Annotated in this window: 19 protein-coding genes; 17 read left to right on the plus strand and 2 right to left on the minus strand. The window is 34.0% G+C overall.

What is annotated here, in order from left to right; translation table 11 throughout:
• Positions 1-2 precede the first annotated feature (2 nt).
• A complete protein-coding gene (locus WBF61_RS04320) occupies positions 3-1,094 on the minus strand; it encodes a GntR family transcriptional regulator (protein WP_424254234.1) in 1,092 nt (363 codons plus the stop codon).
• Positions 1,095-1,277: 183 nt separating this feature from the next.
• On the opposite strand from WBF61_RS04320, the gene WBF61_RS04325 reads away from it, so the two are divergent.
• The 16 genes from WBF61_RS04325 (at position 1,278) to WBF61_RS04400 (ending at position 20,713) form a co-directional block, all read left to right on the plus strand.
• Positions 1,278-2,564: a glycoside hydrolase family 125 protein gene (locus WBF61_RS04325; RefSeq protein ID WP_424254236.1), complete on the plus strand. Its 1,287-nt coding sequence runs from the start codon at positions 1,278-1,280 to the stop codon at positions 2,562-2,564.
• 18 nt (positions 2,565-2,582) lie between these two features.
• A complete protein-coding gene (locus tag WBF61_RS04330) occupies positions 2,583-3,971 on the plus strand; it encodes a glycoside hydrolase family 1 protein (RefSeq protein WP_424254238.1) in 1,389 nt (462 codons plus the stop codon).
• A 2-nt stretch (positions 3,972-3,973) separates the two neighbouring features.
• Positions 3,974-6,679: an alpha-mannosidase gene (locus WBF61_RS04335; protein ID WP_424254240.1), complete on the plus strand. Its 2,706-nt coding sequence runs from the start codon at positions 3,974-3,976 to the stop codon at positions 6,677-6,679.
• A 197-nt stretch (positions 6,680-6,876) separates the two neighbouring features.
• Entirely contained in the window at positions 6,877-9,759 is a 2,883-nt protein-coding gene (locus WBF61_RS04340) for a sigma 54-interacting transcriptional regulator (RefSeq protein WP_424254242.1), read from the plus strand.
• Positions 9,760-9,814: 55 nt separating this feature from the next.
• Positions 9,815-10,435, plus strand: coding sequence for a bifunctional 4-hydroxy-2-oxoglutarate aldolase/2-dehydro-3-deoxy-phosphogluconate aldolase (locus tag WBF61_RS04345; RefSeq protein WP_424254244.1), 621 nt, complete (start codon positions 9,815-9,817; stop codon positions 10,433-10,435).
• 39 nt (positions 10,436-10,474) lie between these two features.
• The gene (locus WBF61_RS04350) at positions 10,475-10,933 is read left to right on the plus strand and encodes a PTS sugar transporter subunit IIA (protein ID WP_424254246.1); all 459 of its coding nucleotides are present in this window, start codon (positions 10,475-10,477) and stop codon (positions 10,931-10,933) included.
• 22 nt (positions 10,934-10,955) lie between these two features.
• Positions 10,956-11,231 carry a PTS sugar transporter subunit IIB gene (locus WBF61_RS04355; protein ID WP_424254248.1) on the plus strand — a complete coding sequence of 92 codons (276 nt, stop codon included), beginning with the start codon at positions 10,956-10,958 and terminating at the stop codon, positions 11,229-11,231.
• Between the two features lie 24 nt (positions 11,232-11,255).
• Positions 11,256-12,650 carry a PTS galactitol transporter subunit IIC gene (locus WBF61_RS04360; protein ID WP_424254250.1) on the plus strand — a complete coding sequence of 465 codons (1,395 nt, stop codon included), beginning with the start codon at positions 11,256-11,258 and terminating at the stop codon, positions 12,648-12,650.
• A 23-nt stretch (positions 12,651-12,673) separates the two neighbouring features.
• A complete protein-coding gene (dgoD, locus tag WBF61_RS04365) occupies positions 12,674-13,819 on the plus strand; it encodes a galactonate dehydratase (protein ID WP_424254251.1) in 1,146 nt (381 codons plus the stop codon).
• A gap of 150 nt (positions 13,820-13,969) precedes the next feature.
• Positions 13,970-14,890: a ribonucleoside hydrolase RihC gene (gene rihC, locus WBF61_RS04370; RefSeq protein WP_424254253.1), complete on the plus strand. Its 921-nt coding sequence runs from the start codon at positions 13,970-13,972 to the stop codon at positions 14,888-14,890.
• Positions 14,891-15,041: 151 nt separating this feature from the next.
• Positions 15,042-16,022 carry a LacI family DNA-binding transcriptional regulator gene (locus WBF61_RS04375; RefSeq protein WP_424254255.1) on the plus strand — a complete coding sequence of 327 codons (981 nt, stop codon included), beginning with the start codon at positions 15,042-15,044 and terminating at the stop codon, positions 16,020-16,022.
• A complete protein-coding gene (rbsK, locus tag WBF61_RS04380; RefSeq protein ID WP_424254257.1) occupies positions 16,019-16,924 on the plus strand; it encodes a ribokinase in 906 nt (301 codons plus the stop codon). The genes WBF61_RS04375 and rbsK overlap by 4 nt, the downstream gene beginning before the upstream one ends.
• Complete coding sequence (gene rbsD, locus WBF61_RS04385; protein WP_424254259.1) at positions 16,899-17,294, plus strand: D-ribose pyranase; 396 nt, start codon at positions 16,899-16,901, stop codon at positions 17,292-17,294. The genes rbsK and rbsD overlap by 26 nt, the downstream gene beginning before the upstream one ends.
• 11 nt (positions 17,295-17,305) lie before the next feature.
• Entirely contained in the window at positions 17,306-18,787 is a 1,482-nt protein-coding gene (locus WBF61_RS04390; protein ID WP_424254261.1) for a sugar ABC transporter ATP-binding protein, read from the plus strand.
• 1 nt (position 18,788) lies between these two features.
• Positions 18,789-19,757 (plus strand): ABC transporter permease, encoded by a 969-nt coding sequence (locus WBF61_RS04395; protein WP_424254263.1) that lies wholly within the window; start codon positions 18,789-18,791, stop codon positions 19,755-19,757.
• Between the two features lie 20 nt (positions 19,758-19,777).
• Entirely contained in the window at positions 19,778-20,713 is a 936-nt protein-coding gene (locus tag WBF61_RS04400; protein WP_424254264.1) for a D-ribose ABC transporter substrate-binding protein, read from the plus strand.
• A gap of 92 nt (positions 20,714-20,805) precedes the next feature.
• Here the strand turns inward: WBF61_RS04400 and WBF61_RS04405 are convergent, their stop codons facing one another.
• Positions 20,806-21,666 carry an AraC family transcriptional regulator gene (locus tag WBF61_RS04405; protein WP_424254266.1) on the minus strand — a complete coding sequence of 287 codons (861 nt, stop codon included), beginning with the start codon at positions 21,664-21,666 and terminating at the stop codon, positions 20,806-20,808.
• A 165-nt stretch (positions 21,667-21,831) separates the two neighbouring features.
• On the opposite strand from WBF61_RS04405, the gene WBF61_RS04410 reads away from it, so the two are divergent.
• The coding region (locus tag WBF61_RS04410; RefSeq protein WP_424254269.1) for a carbohydrate ABC transporter substrate-binding protein at positions 21,832-23,044 on the plus strand (1,213 nt) is incomplete at its 3' end.

A 23,044-nucleotide genomic window follows, 5' to 3' on the forward strand; every position in this document is an offset into this window, starting at 1 on the left:
CTCTATCTTTTTTTATTTTTGACCGAATCTCTACTAATTAATTCAACAGGGATTTCAATTGAGGATAAAGAATGAATGCTTTCTGGCTCGGTAATCATAGCAACTAACATTTCCGCTGCCGTGTACCCAATACGATAAAAATCTTGTTTGATGGTTGTTAATTTCGGCGTGATTAAATGAGAAAGCAAGACGTCGTCAAAACCAATAAACGACATATCCTCTGGAATACTCCATCCCATGTTAGAAGCCGTGGAGATTAATTCCATTGCTAAGATGTCGTGTTCTACAAAGATACACGTGTATCCTTGCTGTTTGGTTTCTTCTAAGAACTGTTGGATAAGTTCTGGTTGATTCATGTTTAAAGAATAAACGGATTTATCCAACGTTAGAGTGGGTCTGATAGAGTATTCATGCAGAGCTTTTAGGTAGCCAAGATACCGATTTTTTACAGCTGAAGTTTTAAAAAAAGAGGCCAAAGAGAAAAATAAAATTTTACGGTGTCCTTGTTCTAAAGCATGTATCGTTGCTTCGTATCCGCCCGTTCTATTCGCTGAAGATACTACGGGAATTGGCAAATCAAACAAGTCTTTATCTAATAGTACAATTGGAAAATCATCTAAATAGAGAGTATAAACGAGATCTAATAATGGTTTTGGGAATTCTGGATAGAGAATAAGTCCATCAGAAGTTTCTTTGGATAAGGATTGGATCAATTCTCGTTGTTTTTGTGAATCTTTTTGAGTGGTGTGTATCGTTAGTTCAAAAGGCAAAGGTTTTAAAAAATCAGAAACACCTTGAATATATTGCTCCAACCCAGCATTTTTAAAAAAAGGCAGCAAAAGTGAAACGGAAAAGGTTTGTTCTTTTAATAATTTTTTAAAGACAACAAAACTGCCTTTTCCAGCAAAACGCTCAATGTATCCATCTTTAGCTAATTCATTTAGTGCTCGCTTACTCGTAATGCGACTAACATTGAATTGAATCGAGAGTTCTTTTTCTGAAGGCAACCGGCTGTTATAAGGAAATAACCCTGTTAAAATTTGTTTTTTCAGTGTTGCGTATATTTGTTTGTATAAAGGTTCTGATTTAGGCACTAGTATGTCCTCCTAATGATATAGTATATTTTAAAAATATACCATTTAAATAATATAATGCAACAAATTGTAGTGTTTTCTATATAAAATAGAGAGATACCTATGTTTTGTAGATATTAATAATTGTCTATTTTATACTATGGTTAATGAATGATATAAATAATATGAAAAGAGGCAATGATAATGGCTTACAAAAAAATACCGGCATCTGTTGAAAAATTAATGAAGGCGGTTACTGAAAAATCGATAGAAAACCCAAGATGGGCTGAGAATTTTAATGCATCCTTTTCTAATACATTATTAACAACAGTAAAAAAACAAGAAGATAATACGACTTTTCTTTTAACAGGCGATATCCCAGCGATGTGGTTAAGAGATTCAACCGCTCAAGTACGTCCCTATTTATTGGTTGCAAAAGAAGACAAAGACATTAGTGATATGATTGCTGGTGTTGTAGAAAAACAATTGCGCTATGTTAATTTAGATCCTTATGCGAATGCGTTTAATGAAGAAGCGAATAATGCTGGACACCAAGACGACGATACAGAAATGAACCCATGGATCTGGGAACGTAAATATGAAATTGATTCCCTTTGCTACCCAATCCAATTGAGTTACCTATTGTATAAGGAAACTGGTAGAACAGATCAATTTAATGAAACGTTTAAAGAAGCCGTAAAAAAAATACTTGCTCTATGGAAGACAGAACAAAATCATGAGAACTCTCCTTATGTATTTGAACGCGATACTTGGCGTGAAGAAGACACATTAGTTAATCAAGGTAAAGGGTCTCCAATTAAAGTGACGGGTATGACTTGGTCAGGATTTAGACCGAGTGATGATCGTTGTGTATACAACTATTTAGTTCCAGCGAATATGTTTGCCGTTGTAGTCTTGGATTATTTGAAAGATATCTATACGACTATCTTAAAAGAAACAGATTTAATTGAAGAAATAACAACTTTGCGTGAGGAAATAAATCAAGGTATCGAGCAGTATGCTAAAGTTAAAAATCAAGCGGGAGAGACTATTTATGCTTATGAAGTAGATGGATTAGGAAATTACTCCATCATGGACGATTCAAATGTGCCGAGTTTACTTGCGGCTCCTTACTTGGGCTACTGTTCAGAAGAAGACGACGTTTACTTAGCGACAAGAAAGACTCTATTAAGTAAAGAAAACCCTTATTTCTATGAAGGGAAATGTGCGAAAGGCATAGGAAGTTCACACACACCAGAAAATTATATTTGGCCAATTGCCTTAGCAATCGAAGGACTAACTTCTCCAGATAAAAGCGAAAAGAAACGCATTTTAAATTTACTAGTTGAAAATGACGGTGGAACTAATTTAATGCATGAGGGATTTGATGTTGATAATCCAAATAATTATACGAGAGAATGGTTCTCATGGGCTAACATGATGTTTTGTGAACTAGTTTTAGATTATTATGATTTACGCATTAAGAAATAAGAAAAGGAGTGTATTGACTTGAAAAAGTTTCCAAAACAGTTCTTATGGGGAGCCGCTGCTTCTGCACCGCAAACAGAAGGAGCAGCATTAGTAGATGGGAAATCAGCTACAACATGGGATAAGTGGTTTGACATGCATCCTGAAAAATTTGCGAATCAGATTGGACCAAGGGATACATCAAATACCTATGTCCAGTACTTAGAAGATGTTCAATTGATGGAAGACATGTCGTTGAACTCCTATCGAACATCTATCTCATGGGCGCGTTTATTACCTGATGGAAAAACACTCAACCAAAAAGCTGTCGATTTTTACCGCGCTTATTTTTCTGAAATGAATAAAAAAGGAATTAAGCCGATTGTAAATTTATTTCATTTTGATATGCCTTGGTGGTTAATGGAAAAGGGCGGATGGGAGAATCGAGAATCTATAGAGGCTTTTGGGTATTACGCTAAAGTAGCATTTGAACAGTTTGGAGACTTAGTTCAACAGTGGACGACATTTAACGAACCGATTGTTCCAGCGGAGTGTGGATACTTGTTTGAATTCCACTATCCTGCTGTTGTTGATTTTAAGCGTGCAGTACAAGTTGGTTACAATACCTTGATGGCTCACGTCAAAGCAGTTGAACAATTTAAGGAAAATAAACACAAAGGTCAGATTGGCGTTGTGTTAAATTTAACACCAGTATTAAGTAAAAGCGAACGTTTTGAGGATATGAAAGCAAAAGAAGCAGCAGATGAATTGTATATTAAAAGTTTCTTAGATCCGGTTGTTCTTGGTCGAATCTCACCGAAATTAATTGCGTTACTAAAGGACAATCAGTTACTTCCACTTACTCAAGAAGGAGATAAAGAACGGATTGCACAGGCAACGATAGATTTTTTAGGGGTTAATTATTATCAGCCTAAAAGAGTTCAAGCTGTTGAGAATCCAAGCATTCCTGCGTTAATGCCTAGTGATTTATTTGCTGACTATGATTGGCCAGATAAAAAAATAAATCCTTATCGAGGATGGGAAATTTATCCAAAAGCCCTTTTTGATATTGGGATGAGAATTAAAAATGACTATGGAAATATTCCTTGGTATGTCTCAGAGAATGGTATGGGAGTTGCAGAAGAAGAGCGATTTATGAATGAAGAAGGAATCATTCAGGATGATTATAGAATAGAATTTGTTCAGGATCATCTTTTGGAACTTCATAAAGCTATTGAACAAGGCAGCAATTGTTTTGGATACCATATGTGGACATTTATTGATTGTTGGTCATGGTTAAATGGTTACCGCAACCGTTATGGATTTTATCGTGTTGATATTGAAGATGGATTTAAGAGAATCCCTAAAAAAAGTAGTTTTTGGATGAAAGAAGTTATCCGAAATAATGCCATTCTTAAAGGAGAAAATTAAAAATGAAAAAAACTGTATATATTTTATCACATAGTCATTGGGATCGAGAATGGTACTTACCTTATGAGCAACACCATATGCGTTTAATTGAATTAATGGATGATGTATTAGAGTTATTTGAAACGGATCCAGAGTTTAAAAGTTTTCACTTAGACGGACAAACGATTATTTTAGACGATTACTTGCAAGTACGTCCAGGTAAAAAAGACTTAGTTAAAAAGCACATTCAAAATGGGAAATTAAAGATAGGACCTTTTTATATTTTACAAGATGCATTCTTAACAAGTAGCGAGTCAAATGTTCGTAATATTCTTGTTGGAATGGACGAAAGTAAACAATGGGGTTCTCCAGTTGAACTAGGATACTTCCCAGATACTTTTGGAAATGCTGGACAGACACCACAAATGATGAAACAAGCTGGTTTCGATGTGGCGGCATTTGGACGCGGAGTTAAACCTACCGGATTCAATAACGTTGTTGTAAATGATGATAAATACGCATCACAATTCTCAGAAATGTGGTGGAAGGGGCCAGATGATTCTGAAATATTAGGGCTATTATTTGCGAACTGGTACAGTAATGGAAATGAAATTCCAACAGATAAAGCAGAAGCACAAGTATTCTGGGAAACAAAATTGGCAGATGCTGGTTTATATACTTCAACAGATCATATACTGATGATGAATGGGTGTGACCACCAACCGGTTCAAAAAGATTTGTCAGTAGCAATCCAAGTTGCCAATGAGCTGTATCCTGAAATTGAGTTTGTTCACACAAGTTTTGACGAGTACCTTACGGCCTTGAAAAAAGATTTGCCAGAAAACTTAAACACTGTTTCAGGTGAGTTAACGTCGCAAGAAACCGAAGGATGGTACACATTAGCGAACACAGCATCAACACGTGTTTATTTGAAGCAATGGAATACACAAGTGTCACGTTTACTTGAAAATATTGCTGAACCGTTAGCGACAATGGCATATGAAACTGCTGAAGAATACCCACATGACATGTTGCGCTATGCTTGGAAAACGTTGATGCAAAATCACCCTCATGATAGTATTTGTGGTTGCAGCGTTGATGAAGTACACCGTGAAATGGTTACACGTTTTGAAAAAGCAAACGAAGTTGGACGGTATGTAGCAGACGAAGCTGCCTTACATTTAGTAAAATCAATTGACACATCAACATTTAAAGATAAAAAAGGTCTTCCTTTTGTTGTATTTAATACAAGCGGATCTGAGAAAACAGGGGTTGCCGAAGTGAGATTAGAAATTGAGCGTTTGCCTTTTTCTGCCGGACAACCAGACCACTTATACTCTGCTTTAAAAGAAAAAGAGTATCCAACGTATGTAGTGGAGAATACAGAAGGGAAAAGGATTTCTGCCGTTATCACTCCTGCGGGAACAGAATTTGGCTACGACTTGCCTAAAGATAGATTTAGACAACCCTTCATGGCTCGTTATGTTGATGTTAGGCTGCCTATTGAATCTATGAGTGGTTTATCTTGGAGTAGTTTCATTTTAGTTGAAGCAAATCAAGAAGAGATGAATGAGTTAGCAAAAGAAACACTTATTTCAGCTGAAGGAAAAACGCTTGAAAACGAGCATTTAAAAGTAGATATAGCAAGTGATGGAACGTTGACTATCTTAAATAAATCAACCAATAAAACTTATACTGATCTATTGAATTTTGAAGATGTTGGAGATATTGGGAATGAATATATTTTCAGACAACCTTTAAATGATCAAGCTATTTATTCAAAAGGAACAGCTGCAACGATTGAAATTATAGAGGACACAATTGGTTTTGGGGAAATAGAAATTACCCATACATTAGCTATCCCTATCTCAGCAGATGAGCTTTTGGAAGAGGAGCAAAAAGCCGTTATAGAGATGCGTGAAAGACAAGCGGGACGATCAACTACTTTGAAAGAGTTGGTAGTAAAAACAAAGGTTCGTTTAGAAAAACATAGTCAACAAGTGAAATTTGAGACTACTTTTGATAATCAACATTTGGATCACCGTTTGCGTGTATTATTCCCAACCGGTATTCAATCAGCTATTCATTATGCGGACAGTATATTCGAAGTAGTAGAGAGACCAAACTCGGTAGACCCTGCTTGGGTTAATCCGTCAAATCCCCAACATACTCATGCTTTTGTAAATGTACAAAATGATGAAAATGGTGTTACAGCTTCGGTTATTGGATTAAATGAATACGAAATTATTGAAGAACAAAACCAACAAACTATCGCGGTAACTTTATTAAGAGCAGTTGGAGAATTAGGCGATTGGGGATACTTCCCAACACCAGAAGCACAATGCTTAGGTCAACAATCTATGCTTTATGCACTCTCATTCCATGGAGAAAATGAAGAAACGAGAACTTATCTAGAAGCATTTAACTTCCAAATACCATTCAGTGCCTATCAGACTTCTATTCATGAAGGAAAGTGGCCAAACAATTACCAATACGCTAAATTGGAGAGCAAAGAAATGGCATTAACAGCATTTAAACGAAAAGAACACAGTGATGAAATTATTACTCGTGCTTACAATTTAACCAATAAAGAAGTAGATGCCTCATTAACGATTGAAAATTATCAATCTCAAAAGTGTAACTTACTTGAAGAGATTATTGAAGGCTCAGTAGATTCAACAGCGAAACCTTATGAAATCGTTAATACGTTATGGGAAAAGAATAACTAATATAAATAAACACCCCTTACTGCGTGATCCATTTTACGTTAGTAAGGGGTGTTTTTTTCTTATAAACCGATAAAGAATAATTGTAATTTATATATAAAGTAAAGAATCTCTTTGTGAAGTAATTTCAAATAAAGCAGAAATTCTAAGCTATTGTTGTATAATGAGAAAATAAATACAAATAAAAGGGGTTTAAAAAGATGATAAATAAGCTGAAAAAAATAATAGAAAATGAAAATCCAAGAAATCCTTATACTGACACCGAACTTGCTCAACTATTAGAAACTTTTAGAGAGACTATCACTAATTTAAGAACTAGGGAAATGATACCCGATTCAAGAACAAGAAGAAAAGAATTATTAGATTTTGAAATTATTGCTATTCTAACAGAACAACCTCAAATATCTGAAAGAAAATTAACCGAAAAATTAAATGAAGTTGGATTCTCTATTACACGATCTGCAGTTGGAAAATATAAAAAAGAAGTCCAAGATAAAATTTCTATTATTGAGCCGCTAAAACAAATTAAGGAAGCGGATCCATTTGAAGACTTAATCGGATCAAACGGTAGTCTGAAAACACAAATTAACCAAGCAAAAGCATCAATTCTCTATCCTCCTAAAGGCCTACACACTCTTATTACAGGGCCTTCTGGTTCTGGAAAGAGCTTTGTCGCACAAAAAATGTATGAATACAGCAAAACTACAAAGAATTTCAAGGGAAATGTTCGATTTGAAGTATTTAACTGTGCAGATTATGCAGAAAATCCACAATTATTACTCTCACAACTTTTTGGCTATGTTAAAGGAGCTTTTACTGGAGCAACGGAGGATAAAAAAGGACTTGTTGAAATCTGCGATGGTGGAATTCTATTCTTAGATGAAATCCATCGATTACCACCTGAAGGGCAAGAAATTTTGTTTTATCTTTTAGATCAAAATTTGTATAGAAGGCTAGGAGAAACTGAGTTAGCTAGAAAGAGTAAGTTACTTTTAATAGGGGCAACAACTGAAGATCCATCTAAAACACTATTGTTAACTTTTAGAAGAAGAATTCCTATAAATATAGAGATGCCAAGTTATCACGAAAGAACAATTAGTGAAAAATTTCATTTTATAAAAATGTTTTTTAAAAATGAAAGTAAACGAGTGAATAAACCATTTCGAATAAAAAGAGATGTCATAAAATCGTTTTTATCTTATTCCTGTAATGGTAATATAGGTCAGTTAAAAAGTGATATCCAAGCAACTTCTGCAAAAGGATTTCTTCATGCAACAATAAATCAGAAAAATGAAATTTGTATAAACTTTCAAGAATTACCTAAGCAGATCATTGAAGAAATTATTATGAAAAATGATTTTAATGAAGAAGTTTATTCCTTTAGTCAAAAAGATCTAATTATTAATGAAAGTGATAGTAAGGAATTAGAAAAAATGAACAAGCTTTCAATACCTGTTCATACTGAAACTATTTACGAATTTATTGAAAATACTTATCAAACAATGAAATTAGAAAATTATACAGAATCTAAAATAAAATTATACTTGAGCGAAAGAATAGAAGGAGAGATGCAACGTCTTTCTTTATTAAGTTATAAAAAAGAAATAGATTATGATATTTTAAAAAATCTCATAGGCTCTAGGCTTTTAGAAGCAACAAAGATGAGTTTTGAAATAGCAAATAATTATTTTGAGAATTTAGACAGCAAACTGATTTTCCCCCTTTCTATTCATTTGAATTCAGCTATCAATAGGTATATTTCTAATAAAGAAACGATAAATCCAAACTTAGAAATGATAAAACAAAATTATAAAAAAGAGTTTAAAGTTGGTAGCTTGATTAAAGATTTAATCGATAAAGAATATGCCATAAATTTACCGCAAGATGAAATTGGTTTTATCGCTATGTATCTTAAAAACTTTAAAGGTTTAGTACAGGAAAAAAATATAAAAATTGGAATAGTTGTACTTTCTCACGGGAATGTAGCTAAAGGAATGGTTGAAGTAGCGAACAAATTATTAGGTGTAAACCATGCTGTTGGATTGGAAATGGATTTAACTGATTCACCAAATTTGATGCTAGAAAAAACAATACCTGTAGTGAAAAATGCTGATCAAGGAAAAGGAGTACTTATATTAGCCGATATGGGATCTTTAATACTATTTGGAGATATTATTTCAGCAAGAACACAGATATCTGTTCGAGTAGTTGGGAGAGTTGATACTTTAATGGTTATTGAATCAGTTAGGCGTTCACTTTTACCAGAAGATACTTTAGATAAACTTGCAGATGAAATTGATTCAAAGCAATTTTTAACTGGGAGCACGTTTATTTCACCAATAGAAAGAGAAAAAGTAATTGTAACATTATGTCTAACTGGTGAAGGTGCAGCTAAGGTTTTAAAAAATTATATTAAAACATCAATTGTTAATTATACTGACAAAATTAAAATAATTCCGATTGGTTTTTTTACTCAAGATGAACTATCAGTGACTTTAGATGAGATTAGTCATTCTAATGAAATATTAGCCATAGTAGGAACCATTAACCCTATATATAAAGATATACCTTTTGTATCAGCAGAAGAACTCTTAAATAAAAGCAATAAGCTTCTACACATACTTAGTAATAAAGGCAAACTATATAAAGAAAATACTTTAAAAAATTATATTAGTATAGATTTAATTCATATTGAGAATGAGTTCGTTACAAAAAATGATGTTCTCGATAAAATGACTAAAAAGTTAATACAAAAAGAAAGTATTACTAGTGGTTTTATCTTAAGTATGTATAAAAGAGAAACGATGGGTAATACTTTTTTAGAAGGAGGTATTGCAATACCTCACGGTGAAAGTGAGTATATTACAAAACCAGCCATTTCGATTACCAAACTAGCCACACCTATATTATGGGAGAATAACCAGTATGTTACTTTTATTTTTCTTTTGGCATTAACTGAAGATAACGGGAAAGAAATAGAAGATTTATATAACATACTCTATAAGGATAACGTTTTCAAACTCCTTGAAGAGGCTAATACAAAAGAAGAGATTCATTCTATTTTAACGAATACAATATTATAAACCAAAAGTTGGCATGATACTTGCATGTATAAAAGTAACACAGGAGGTGGAAAAAATGATAAATAACTTTCCAAAAGTTACCATTATATTACGCGGCTATAATTATCAGCAGGTTAAAACAGTTATGGATGTTTTAAAAGGTAAGCATAAGGACTATGCTCTTGAAATTACATTAAATTCTCCAGATGTTTTTACAACCATTAGTAAAATATCAAAAGAGTACGGAAATGATTTTTATATAGGAGCAGGAACAGTATTATCTATGGAAAATGCTAAAGATGCTATAAGTGCAGGAGCAAAATTCATATTGTCTCCTATAAAATTAAGCAAAGAAATTTTAGAAATGTGTAAACAAGAAAGAATTCTAACTATACCTGGCGCGATGACGCCATCAGAAGTAATGGAGCTTAAAACAAATGGCGCAGACATTATAAAAATCTTTCCAGCTAATACTGTTGGAAATAAATTTTTTAAGGATATTCAAGCTCCATTGGGTAAACTTCCTTTGATGGCTGTTGGAGGAGTTTCTTCAGAAAATACGGCTAATTTTTTTGATAATGGAGCTGACTACGTAGGTATTGCTTCAGGTATTTTTAATAAAGAAGATATTTCAACACAAAATAGCAAGAAGTTAGCAAAGTCATTAATATTATTTGAAAATAAAGTTTTTAAATAGTATTAAGTTAAAAGTGAAATGAAAGGGGTGAAAGTAAACATGAAGTTAAATCTTGATGAAAAATTAGTATTTATTAATTTAGATTTTGAAAATAAAGAAGATATTTTAAATTTTCTATCAACTAAATTACTAGAAAATGATTACGTTAAACCAGGATATCCACAAGCTATTATAGATAGAGAAGAACTATATCCTACTGGTTTACCTTCGCTAGGAGTGAATATTGCTATACCTCACGCAGATAATGATTTAGTTTTTAAAACAACAATAGCTATTGGTGTTTTAAAAGATTCTGTAGAATTTTGTTCTATGGAAAACAGAGAAAAAAAATTGAATGTACAGATTGTCATTATGTTAGCTATAAAAGAACCTCATGGTCAGATAGAAATGTTACAAAAAGTAGTTTCAATTATTCAAAATGATAAATTAACAAAGGAAATTACAGAATCTAAAGATAAGAATGAAGTATTAAGCGCGTTAGAACCATACTTAAACTAAAAAATAGTAGGAGGAATTTATTATGAAAAGAGTATTAGTAGCTTGTGGAAATGGGATTGCAACGTCAACTGTAGTGGCTTCAAAAATAAGAGATTATGCTGAAAAAGAAGGAGTTATCATTAAAACTGAACAATGTAAATTAATGGAGGTTCCCGGAAAAGGAGACAATTATGATTTAGTTGTAACAACCGGCCAATTTGGCGGACAAGTTAGTACTCCGGTTGTAGCTGGATTATCTTTATTAACTGGTATTGGCAAAGAGGATACATTAAAAGAAATTTTGAGTTATCTGAAATAAAAATATAATTCAGGAGGAAATATTATGTGGAATGCAGTAATGTCAGGATTTGATTGGCTAATTGGGGCTGGTCCAACAGTTATGTTACCTATTATTATAACAGTAATCGGATTATTCTTTGGTTTGAAATTAGGAAAGGCATTTAAATCTGGACTAACTTTAGGAATTGGTTTTGCTGGAATCAAATTATTACTAGATTATATGGCGGCCAATTTAGGTCCCGCCTCTCAAGCAATGGTAGATAACATTGGAATAAATTTAGATGTATTAGATGTAGGTTGGGGTTCTATTGCAGCGGTTACCTGGTCGTCTCCAATCATTGTGTTTCTTGTTTTCTCAATATTTGCAGTAAACATTATCATGCTATTAACTAATACAACAAGCACATTAGATGTAGATATCTGGAATTATCATCATATGGCAATCGTTGGAATAATGGTTCACTATGTTACAAAAAATATTTGGCTTGGAATTGGTGCATCAGTTGTGATGGCAATAACAACCTTTAAAATAGCAGATTGGTCTCAACCAATGATTGAAAAATTCTTTGGTATACCTGGGGTGTCGTTACCTACAGTATCAGCAACCTCCACATTAGTTCTTGCTTGGCCTTTAAATTGGTTATTAGACAGAATTCCTGGGATAAATAAGATTAACATCACTCTTAAAGATGTTCAAAAGTACCTAGGTTTTTTCGGAGATCAAATGGTTTTAGGTTTAATATTGGGTACGGCTATTGGATTACTAGGAGGATATGATATTACAACATCATTACAACTAGGTGTAAGTATGGCTGCAGTATTAGTAATTATTCCTAAAATGACTTCTTTATTTGTTGAAGGATTAATGCCTATTTCAGAAGCAGCCCAAGATTGGTCTCAAAAGAAATTTAAAGATAGAAAGTTATTTATCGGATTAGACGCAGCTGTTGTAGTAGGAAATCAAGATGTTATAACTACAGCTTTAATTCTGATACCTTTAACAATCGGACTTGCTTTCATTTTACCAGGAAACAGAATGTTACCTTTTGCTGACTTAGCAATTATTCCATTTAGAATTGCTTTAGTTGTAGCTCTTACAAAAGGAAACTTCTTCAAAAATATCATTATTGGTTTATCAACTAGTGCAGCTATTTTATACGCAGGTACAATTACTGCTCCTATACTTACAGACCTTGCAAGTTCAGTGGGTATTGAAGTAGCAGTTGCTGGTGGAGCTCTATTAATTTCATCATTTTCAGCAACTAGCTTAACACATAGCTTTTTAGTATTCTTTGCTTTTGTTGGTCCATTATTCGTAACGTTACCTGTTATGATTGTTATTATAGCAATCTTCTGGTATTACTTTGAAGTTATGAAGCCTAAAGCGAAGTTAGATAAAGAACTAAGAGGGTTAGAAACAGAAGAACAATCACTATAACTATTTGATGGAGGTTGCATAAAATGAAAATTACAGATGTTAAAGTTTACAAAGTTAAGCCACGCTGGATTTTTATAAAAATTAGCACAGATGAAGGTATCGAAGGCTGGGGAGAAATGATTTCGGGTACGAAAACGGAAACAGTAGTCTCTGGAGCATATGAAATGGGAAAAAGAATAATTGGACGTAATCCTTTTGAGATTGAAAGATTATGGCAAGAACTTCATCGTTCATTCTTTAGAGGTGGACCTATAAATGGAACAATAGTATCTGGTATTGAAATGGCTCTATGGGATATCAAAGGTAAATACTTTAATGTTCCTGTTTATGAATTATTAGGTGGAGCTGCACGCGATAACATCAAAGTTTATTCTTGGATTGGTGGAGACAGACCTGAAGATGTTGTAACTGAAGCTATGGATCGTTATGATAGAGGATTTAGAGCTGTAAAAATGAATGCAACACAAGAATTACATTATATTGATTCATTTAAAGAGGTACAAAAAGTAGTAGATAGAGTTGCATCAATTCGTGATAAATTAGGATATGATATGGAAGTTGCTGTTGATTTTCATGGTAGAGTTCATAAAGGAATGGCAAAAGTATTGGCTAAAGAACTTGAACCACTGAAGCCAATGTTTTTAGAGGAAGTCGTACTTCCAGAAAACGAAGAGGCATTCTCAGAGATTGCACGTCATGTAGCAACACCGTTAGCAACAGGTGAACGCTTATATACTAGATGGGCATTTAAAAATATTTTTAAACAAGGCAGTATTGATATTATTCAGCCTGACGTTGCTTTAGTTGGTGGGATTTTGGAGACAAAAAAAATAGCAGCTATGGCAGAAGCTTACGATGTGGCTGTAGCACCACATGCTCCATATGGGCCAATTGCGTTGGCTGCAACATTACAAGTGGATGCATGTACACCAAATGTCTTCATCCAAGAACAAAGTTTAGGAATCCATTACAATAAAGGGTTTGATTTATTAGATTTCGTCCATAATAAAGAAGTTTTTCAATATAAAGATGGTTTTGTTGATCTTCCATCTAAGCCAGGTCTAGGTTTAGATCTAAACGAAGAACTAATTGAAGATATCTCTCAAGAGGGTCTAATATGGACTAATCCTCAATGGAAACATTATGACGGTACTATAGCTGAATGGTAATGAAGTAAAGAGAGGAAAACTGAGGCTTATCTCAGTTTTCCTCTTTTTTTGTTTTTTGACAGCGCTTGCTAAACGACGATGAGAATGTTAATGTAATTTTATAATTATTTTAAAGAATAAACGTTTAAATAGAAGAAAGTAGGAATTAAATTGAATAAAAAGCAGGTAATTATTGATACAGATCCAGGAATTGATGATGCAGTCGCGTTAGCTATTGCTCTATTTAGTAGTGAAATAGATGTCAAACTCATTACCACTGTAGCAGGAAATGTAGGATTGAATCATGTTACACAAAATGCATTAAAACTGCTTAAATTTCTAAATAAAGATATCCCTGTAGCAAAAGGAGTAGGCGCACCTCTAATTAGAGAGATAATGGATGCTAGTAGTATACATGGAGAAACAGGAATGGAAGGTTTTATCTTTGAAGAACCAGACGATCATTTATTACTGAAAGAACATGCCGTGAATGCTATGAGGGAAGTTATTATGACTAGCAAAGAATCGGTTACTATTATCGGAATTGGACCATTAACAAATATAGCGATGCTTCTAACAATGTATCCGGAAACGAAGACAGCTATTAAAGAAATCATTTTTATGGGGGGCTCTCTAACTAGAGGAAATAGTGGAGTCATGTCCGAATACAATATCGATTTTGATCCAGAGGCTGCTAAAATTGTTTTTAATTCGGGTGTTCGAATTGTAATGGTAGGGTTAGATTTAGGATTAAAAGCATTAATTCTACCTGAAGACAGTACAGAAATAAAAGAGATGAATAAAGTTGGCGATATGTTTTATCATTTATTTAAACGTTACAGAGGGGGAAACATGCAGAATGGTTTGACTATGTACGATAGTACAGCTATCGCCTATCTACTTAGACCAGATATATTTGATGTTGTAGATACATTTATGGATGTAGAATTAACGGGTAAGTATACAAAAGGTGCGACGATTGTAGATTTAGAAGGATTCTTAAATAAAGAAAGCAATGCCACTGTTTGTGTAGATATCAATCAAATCGAATTTAAAAAATGGTTTTTAACGAGTATCAAAAAGTGCATTTGATTTAAATAAGTTGGATTTAAAAATAGAGTAAACAGTTACTCTATTTTTTTTTGCAAAAAATTTTCTGATAACGCTTGCAAATAAAAAAGAATGATGCTATTATATGTATGTAATCGGTTACACATTAAGCCGAATAAACGAGGTGAACAGGATGAAAACAATTAAAGATGTTGCTAAGTTGGCAGGTGTTTCGGTAGCGACAGTTTCAAGAGCTTTAAATAAAAGCGGGTATGTTAGCGACAAGAGCCGACAAAAAGTTGAAGCAGCAATTAAAGAATTGGATTTTTATCCGAATGAAGTAGCTCGTTCACTTTTCCAAAAAAAATCTAAGCTAATTGGTTTACTCTTACCAGATATTTCGAATCCATTCTTTCCTTTAGTTGCTAAAGGTGTAGAAGATAAGGTAAATGAGAGAGGATACAATTTGATCTTAGGCAATGTTCAAGAGAATCCACTAAAAGAATCAGAGTACATACGGACTTTTGCCCAAAATAATGTTGCTGGCGTATTGTCTGCTGTTGAAAGCAATTCTACTAAATTAAAAAATATGCCATTTGTCATGTTAGATAGAGTTACGTCAGACAAAGAATATTCTGTTCATTCTGATGATTATCAAGGTGGAATCCTAGCAGCTACAGCTATAAGCGAAAGGAAACCTGGACTAGTTGTTGTAATGGTTGGTCCAAGAACGGTTTCTAACTCATTGGTTCGTTTAGCTGGGAGTGTTAAACTATTAGAAGAAAATAAACTGACGTATCACTTGTTTGAAACAGAGTCTTTTCAATTTGATTCAGCTCAGGAATCGGCTCATCGACTGTTCGAAATGTTCCCCAATGTCTCAAGTATTATTGCATCAAATGACATTCATGCATTGACCATCATGCGTGAAGCCATTCGCAGAGGATTAACGATTCCTGAAGATCTACAAGTTATCGGATACGATGACAATCCTTATAGTAAGCTAATGTATCCAAGTTTATCTACTATTGCACAACCAGCTTATCAAATTGGTTACAAAGGTGCTGAAATATTGTGTAATAGAATAGAAGGATTAAAAGTTGTCGAAAAAAACATTCAGTTACCAGTAAAAATTGAAATAAGAGAATCTTTAAGAAAGAAGGAATACGAATGAGCAAAATAACCGTTGTAGGAAGTCTGTCAACAGACTTTGTTGTAAATGCAAATAAAAGACCAGATATTGGAGAAACGATTATAGGCGAAAATTTCACTACTACTTTTGGAGGCAAAGGAGCTAACCAAGCGGTTGCAGCTGCCCGATTGGGTGGAACAGTATCCATGATAGGTACAGTTGGTTCAGACCTTTTTGGAAAAGAGATTGTATCAAACTTAGAAAACAATTCTATTAATACGACTTTTGTGGAAAGGGTTACACAAAAACCTTCAGGATCTGCACATATCACAGTTGTTGATGGAGATAACAGCATTATATATATTCCTGGAGCCAATGACGAGATAACCGAAGAACAAATTAATCTCGCTCAATCACGTTTAGAATCAAGCGACGTTGTAATTATACAAAACGAAACGCCGTTAAACATTATTGAGCAAGTGATTCAAACTTGTTACGAAAAAGGGATTAAAACAATTTACAATCCAGCTCCTGCCAAAAAAATTGATCGAAAATTAATAGAAAAAGTTACTTACTTTACTCCAAATGAATCAGAATTCAAGTTGCTTTTTCCTGAACTGAGTTTATCAGAAGGTATGGCAAAGTATCCCAATAAACTAATAGTTACAATGGGCTCTAAGGGTGTTTATTTTAACGATGGAGAAAAAGAAGTTCAAGTTTCTTCTTATAAAGTTAAACCACTAGATACTACTGGAGCAGGAGATACTTTTAACGGAGCCTTCGGAGTAGCCTTAACATCAGGATTAGATATGGTATCAAGTATCCGGTTTGGTAATTTGGCAGCAGCGTTGTCTATTCAAAAGTTTGGGGCTCAAACAGGCATGCCTACTTTAAATGAATTGAAAGAGAGTGTGTATTATGAAAAAGAATGGGACATTAAATAGTGAGATTGATAAAATTTTAGCTGATTTAGGTCATACAGATCAAATCGTCATTGCCGATGCTGGGTTACCGATTCCGGCAGGGGTTAAAAAAATTGATTTAGCTTTAACTTTAAACGATCCTCCTTTTCAAAAACTATTAGATATTTTAATAAAGGAAATGGAGATAGAAGAAGTTATATTAGCTAGTGAGATTAAATCAGAAAATCCCGAACAATTGAAGCTAATTGAAGAAAAATTACCGAAAGATAAGATTCATTATGTTAGTCATGAAGAATTTAAAGAGAAAACAGCCTATACTCAAGCAATTATTAGGACCGGTGAAGCAACCCCTTATTCTAATATCATCTTACAATCGGGCGTGCTATTCTAGGAGGTAAAAAAATGGACGTAATAATGAAAGGAATCACAAAAAGTTTTGGTACCAATTCAGTTCTTAAAGGCGTTGATATTCAACTATATGGTGGGAAAATCCATGCATTAATGGGTGAAAATGGAGCGGGTAAGTCAACGTTGATGAACATACTAACGGGTTTGCACAAATACGATGCAGGTAAAATTATTATTGATGGTAAAGAAACCATCTATGATAATCCTAAAGAGGCTGAAGAAAATGGAGTTAGCTTCATTCATCAAGAGATGAATACTTGGCCTCAAATGACAGTTGTTGAAAATCTTTTTATTGGAAAAGAAATAAAAAATAAATTTGGTTGGTTAAATAAAAAAGAAATGGAAATGAAAGCTAAAGAAATATTCACTGATTTAGGTATTACGATTGATATAAATACTGAAGTTAGCCTACTATCCGTTGGACAACAACAAATGATTGAAATTGCAAAAGCATTAATGACTAATGCAAAAGTACTGATTATGGACGAACCAACTGCTGCACTAACGGAAAGAGAAATAGAAGTATTGTTTAAAATTATAGTGAACTTAAGAGAAAAAGGCGTAGCTATTATTTATATATCTCATAGAATGGAAGAAATTTTTAAAATTAGTGATTCTATTACAGTTATGCGAGATGGTGTATCCATTGATACAATGAAAACAAAAGAAACTTGTGTGGATGATGTTGTTCGCAAAATGGTTGGGCGAGACTTAGATGATTATTATCCTGAAAAAAATTCAACAATTGGAGAAGTGATCTTTGAAGGGCGAGAGTTATCTAAAAAAGGTGTATTTAAAGACATTTCATTCACTGTTCGTCAAGGAGAGATTGTTGGTTTTTCTGGTTTAATGGGTTCAGGTCGTACGGAAGTTATGCGGGCGATATTTGGAATCGATGAGCTTGATAGTGGAGAAGTTTACTTAGAGAATACACTCTTGAAAATAAAAACACCTAGCGATGCTATTCATAAGGGTATCGGGTTTCTCACAGAAAATCGCAAAGACGAAGGGCTAATTTTAGATTATTCAATTAAAGAAAATATATCCTTGCCTTCAATTGATGGGTTTAAAAAGAATGGCATTATTGATACTGAAGCCGAAAAAGACTTTGTCGACTTATTGATGAAAAGATTAAAAGTTAAAGCACAGAGTTCGGAGTTAGCCGTTTCTAATTTATCCGGTGGGAATCAACAAAAAGTCGTTCTTGCTAAGTGGATAGGAATTGGTTCGAAAGTTTTAATTTTAGATGAACCTACAAGAGGGGTCGACGTTGGAGCAAAAAGAGAAATTTATCAGTTAATGAATGAACTAGCTGATCGTGGCGTTGCAATTATTATGGTTTCTAGTGACCTACCAGAAATATTAGGTGTTAGTGACCGAGTTATTGTTGTACACGAAGGATCTATAGCTGGAGAACTAGGTAGAACTGAAGCAACAGAAGAAAAAATAATGAGTCTCGCTACTGGAGGATATTAATATGAGTTTAGATACAAAAAAAATAACATTAACTAAAGAAAAAAATTCACGAAAAGAACTGATTGAAAAATTAGGACCGTTATTAGCACTGGTTGTATTGATAATCTTTGTTACTATTCTTAATCCAGGTTTTGTAGCACCCAATAATTTGTTGAATTTATTGAGACAAGTTTCAACGAATGCTCTAATTGCTTTTGGAATGACTTTTGTCATTCTAACTGGTGGAATTGACTTATCCGTTGGTTCGACATTAGCGTTAAGTAGTGCATTGATGGCTGGAGGAATTGTGGCTGGATTAGATCCTTTACTAGCGATGGTGCTTGCCATTATTGCTGGTGGATTACTTGGTGGATTTAATGGTTTACTGATTACAAAAGGAAAGATGGCACCTTTTATTGCGACATTAGCAACCATGACTATTTTCCGTGGCGCCACACTAGTCTTTACTAAAGGAAATCCTATTACAGGAATTGGCGACAGTTTTATTTTCAAATTTATTGGACGTGGTTATCTATTTGGGATTCCTTTCCCGGTTGTATTAATGCTGATTTGCTTTACTTTATTGTATGTCTTATTACACAAAATGACATTTGGTAGAAAAGTATTCGCTATTGGTGGAAATGAAAAAGCTGCTTTCATCGCGGGTATTAAGAGTGACCGCATTAAAATTGCTATTTATGCTATTTCAGGAATGATGGCCTCTGTTGCAGGTATCATTATAACTTCAAGATTGAATTCAGCCCAACCAACAGCAGGACAATCTTATGAAATGGATGCAATTGCTTCTGTCGTTTTAGGTGGAACAAGCCTTTCTGGAGGTCGTGGTAGAATCGTTGGAACCTTAATCGGTGCGTTGATTATGGGGACATTAAATAATGGTTTGAATTTGCTAGGTGTTTCTAGCTTTTATCAACAAATTGTCAAAGGGATCGTTATTATTATCGCCGTATTATTAGATAGAAAAAAATAAAACATTAGGAGGAAAAGGACATGAAAAAACTTATCGGATTTGCAGCAGCGGCAGTATTATTTTTAGGTGGATGTGGGAGTGCAACTTTAGAAGGGGACAACACAGATTCAGGAGTTGTGGAAGAAAAAGACGCAAAAGATTTAGTTGTCGGAGTATCTTTATCTACACTAAACAATCCATTCTTCATCTCTGTAAAAGAAGGCATTGTTAACTTAGCTGAAGAGAAAGGTTCAGAAGTAAAAGTATTAGATGCACAAGATGACACGTCTAAGCAAAGTAATGACATTGATGATTTAATTCAACAAGGAGTCGATGTTTTACTGATTAACCCAGTAGACTCATCTGCTATCTCGCCGGCAGTTGAAGCGGCAAATAGCGCAGGTATTCCAGTTATCACAATTGACCGTTCAAGTGAAGGTGGAGAAGTTGTTACTTTAGTTGCTTCAGATAATGTAGAAGGTGGGAAAATAGCGGCTCAATATATTGAAGAAATTTCAGGTAAAGATGCTAAAGTTGCTGAACTTGAGGGAATCCCGGGTGCTTCTGCAACAAATGAGCGAGGCAAAGGTTTTAACGAATACGCTAAAGAAAATTTAGACATCGTAGACCAACAAACAGCTAGTTTTGACCGTGCTAAAGGACTGACAGTTATGGAAAATATGCTTCAATCAAAACCAGAAATTCAAGCTGTCTTTGCACAAAATGATGAAATGGCATTAGGTGCCATCCAAGCTATTCAAGCAGCCGGCAAGACAGGCGAGATTCAAGTTGTAGGTTTTGACGGAACAGAAGATGGTTTAGCTGCTATAAAAGCAGGAACATTAAGTGCAACAGTTGCCCAACAACCAGAGGAAATGGGTAAGCTTGCTATGCAAGCAGCATTCGACCATTTCTCAGGTAAAGATGTTGAAAAATCAATTGCTTCACCATTAGAATTAATAAAAACGGATAAATAATTAAAATACAGAATGAGCTATAAAAAGCTCATTCTGTATTTTTGTGTTTAAGTATAATCTTATGAAGAGATTTAAGTTAAAGCACAATAAATTCACCTTATTTTTTTACGCTTATTTTTTTCTAACTTTGATTTGCTTTTTCGATAAGCAGATGGAGTCATATTGGTGACACGTTTAAAGGATTGTGAAAAAAAAGACTGCGATGAAAAACCAGTAATTGCAGATACATCGGATATGGGATAATTAGTTGTTTTTAATATAATTTTACTTTCTCGAATGCGGATATTAATTAAATACTCGATAGGAGAAATGCCAATAATTGATTTAAAAGAGTGTGCTAAATAATATTTATTAAGATGGCTAATTTTAGCAAGGCTATCTAAATTGATTTCTTCACGAAAAGAATTTTCTATATATTTTTTTATCTTATTAATCTCTTTCGTTAACTTTTGGTTCTCTGATTTTTCAACAATTAATGTATTTTTACGTAGAATCTTTATCAATAAAATATCTAATAAACTTTGAGCAATAATGGCATAACTTTTCTTCTGATTTTGTACCTCTTCTACTAATTTTTTAAGGTATACTAAATATTCAGCATCTTTATCTCTATAGATATGAAAAGGAATGGGTGCATTTACTTGGTCAGTAGGTAAAAAAAATATGCCCTGTATACCGAGTGCAATGTATTCTAGAGGATGATCAAGTGATGATTTTTCTGTATGATCAATGTAGGCATTAATGATAATTAAATCATGCTTCGAGACGCTTATTTCTTTACCTGCTATAAAAACGGATCCTTTTCCCTCAGTAATGTAAAGCAATTCTGTAAAATGATGTGAATGAATTAAGCTGTGCCAATCTTTTTCATCAATTGATTTTGTAACATATAATAAAGGAGTAGCGGAATGAAGATGATCAAGTATAGGGATTTCGTAAACTAAATTTGACACATTAACCCTCCCAGCAAACGAAATTGTATTAAATTAAGTATAGTGTTTTTAGTTTAAAAACTCAAGGATAACAAGATATCTAAAAATCGTAGCAAGATAACGATTGTGAAAGCGCTTTTTCGGACGTATACTTTAGTTACTAAGAAGATAAAAGGAGGATTTATTATGAAAAATAAATTTTTGTTGGCAAGTTCAGTGGCATTATTTTCAGTTGCGCTATTAGCGTGTGGAACAGAGGATACAAAGAAAGAAGCAACTGCCGGTGAGGATGGTAAAGAAACTCTTCATATAGCAGCACTTGAGTCAGCTTATGGATCAGAAATGTGGGATAATATCGTAACATCTTACGAAAAAGCTAATCCAGATGTAGATGTTGAATTAACTATAGATAAAAATTTAGAAGAAGTTATTAGTCCAAACATGAAAGCGGGCAAATACCCTGATGTTGTGTTACTTGGAACAGGTCGTAAACTAGCTCTTCCTGAAACCATGATTAAAGACAATGCTCTAGAAGATTTGACCGATGTTTTAGATATGAATGTCTATGGAGAAGATGTAAAAGTTAAAGATAAATTAGTATCAGGATTTACAGATACGTTAGTAACCAATCCTTATAATGACGGGAAAACTTTCCTAGCACCAATGTTTTATAGTCCAACGGGCTTATTCTACAACCAAAATCTTTTAACTGAAAAAGGCTGGGATGTTCCAGAAACATGGGATCAAATGTGGGAGTTAGGAGACAAAGCAAAAGCTGAGGGCATATCGCTATTTACTTATCCTCATGCTGGCTATTTTGATGCGTTCTTTTACTCATTGTTATTCGAAGTTGGCGGACCGGATTTTTATAACCGTGCAATGAGTTACGAAGACGGAATCTGGGAAACACCAGAAGCAACAAAAGCATTTGAAATCGTAGGGAAATTAGCTGAATATACTGAACCAACAACAGTAGCTAACGGGAATGATCGAGATTTTACTAAAAATCAACAATTGGTTCTTGATGACAAAGCATTATTTATGCCAAATGGAACTTGGGTTGTAGGGGAAATGGCAGAAGCGCCTAGATCTGATGGATTTGAATGGGGTATGACTGCGTTACCAGCTATTGAAGAAGGCGGAGACCGCTATGCCTTTACATTCTTTGAACAATTATGGGTTCCTGAAGCAGCTGAAAATAAAGATGCTGCCAAAGAATTTGTAAGCTACGTGTACTCTGATGAAGCAGCAAAAATCTTTGCTGAAGCGGGAGCTGTTCAACCAATTGAAGGAATCTCTGAGATGTTAACTGACGATAATAAACTATTCTATAGTATCTATGATACAGGTGCAAAAGCCGGTATGGGTGGGTTTGCTGCAACGGAAGCTGTTGAAGGTG

Source organism: Carnobacterium sp. (assembly GCF_049673005.1).
GTDB lineage: Bacteria > Bacillota > Bacilli > Lactobacillales > Carnobacteriaceae > Carnobacterium_A.

What these genes read in the sequence shown, in the direction of transcription:
- WBF61_RS04325 (WP_424254236.1), top strand. Translation starts at nt 1,278, where the DNA reads ATGGCTTACAAAAAAATACCGGCATCTGTTGAAAAATTAATGAAGGCG.
- WBF61_RS04335 (WP_424254240.1), top strand. Translation starts at nt 3,974, where the DNA reads ATGAAAAAAACTGTATATATTTTATCACATAGTCATTGGGATCGAGAA.
- WBF61_RS04340 (WP_424254242.1), top strand. Translation starts at nt 6,877, where the DNA reads ATGATAAATAAGCTGAAAAAAATAATAGAAAATGAAAATCCAAGAAAT.
- WBF61_RS04345 (WP_424254244.1), top strand. Translation starts at nt 9,815, where the DNA reads ATGATAAATAACTTTCCAAAAGTTACCATTATATTACGCGGCTATAAT.
- WBF61_RS04350 (WP_424254246.1), top strand. Translation starts at nt 10,475, where the DNA reads ATGAAGTTAAATCTTGATGAAAAATTAGTATTTATTAATTTAGATTTT.
- WBF61_RS04355 (WP_424254248.1), top strand. Translation starts at nt 10,956, where the DNA reads ATGAAAAGAGTATTAGTAGCTTGTGGAAATGGGATTGCAACGTCAACT.
- WBF61_RS04360 (WP_424254250.1), top strand. Translation starts at nt 11,256, where the DNA reads ATGTGGAATGCAGTAATGTCAGGATTTGATTGGCTAATTGGGGCTGGT.
- dgoD (WP_424254251.1), top strand. Translation starts at nt 12,674, where the DNA reads ATGAAAATTACAGATGTTAAAGTTTACAAAGTTAAGCCACGCTGGATT.
- WBF61_RS04375 (WP_424254255.1), top strand. Translation starts at nt 15,042, where the DNA reads ATGAAAACAATTAAAGATGTTGCTAAGTTGGCAGGTGTTTCGGTAGCG.
- rbsK (WP_424254257.1), top strand. Translation starts at nt 16,019, where the DNA reads ATGAGCAAAATAACCGTTGTAGGAAGTCTGTCAACAGACTTTGTTGTA.
- rbsD (WP_424254259.1), top strand. Translation starts at nt 16,899, where the DNA reads ATGAAAAAGAATGGGACATTAAATAGTGAGATTGATAAAATTTTAGCT.
- WBF61_RS04390 (WP_424254261.1), top strand. Translation starts at nt 17,306, where the DNA reads ATGGACGTAATAATGAAAGGAATCACAAAAAGTTTTGGTACCAATTCA.
- WBF61_RS04395 (WP_424254263.1), top strand. Translation starts at nt 18,789, where the DNA reads ATGAGTTTAGATACAAAAAAAATAACATTAACTAAAGAAAAAAATTCA.
- WBF61_RS04400 (WP_424254264.1), top strand. Translation starts at nt 19,778, where the DNA reads ATGAAAAAACTTATCGGATTTGCAGCAGCGGCAGTATTATTTTTAGGT.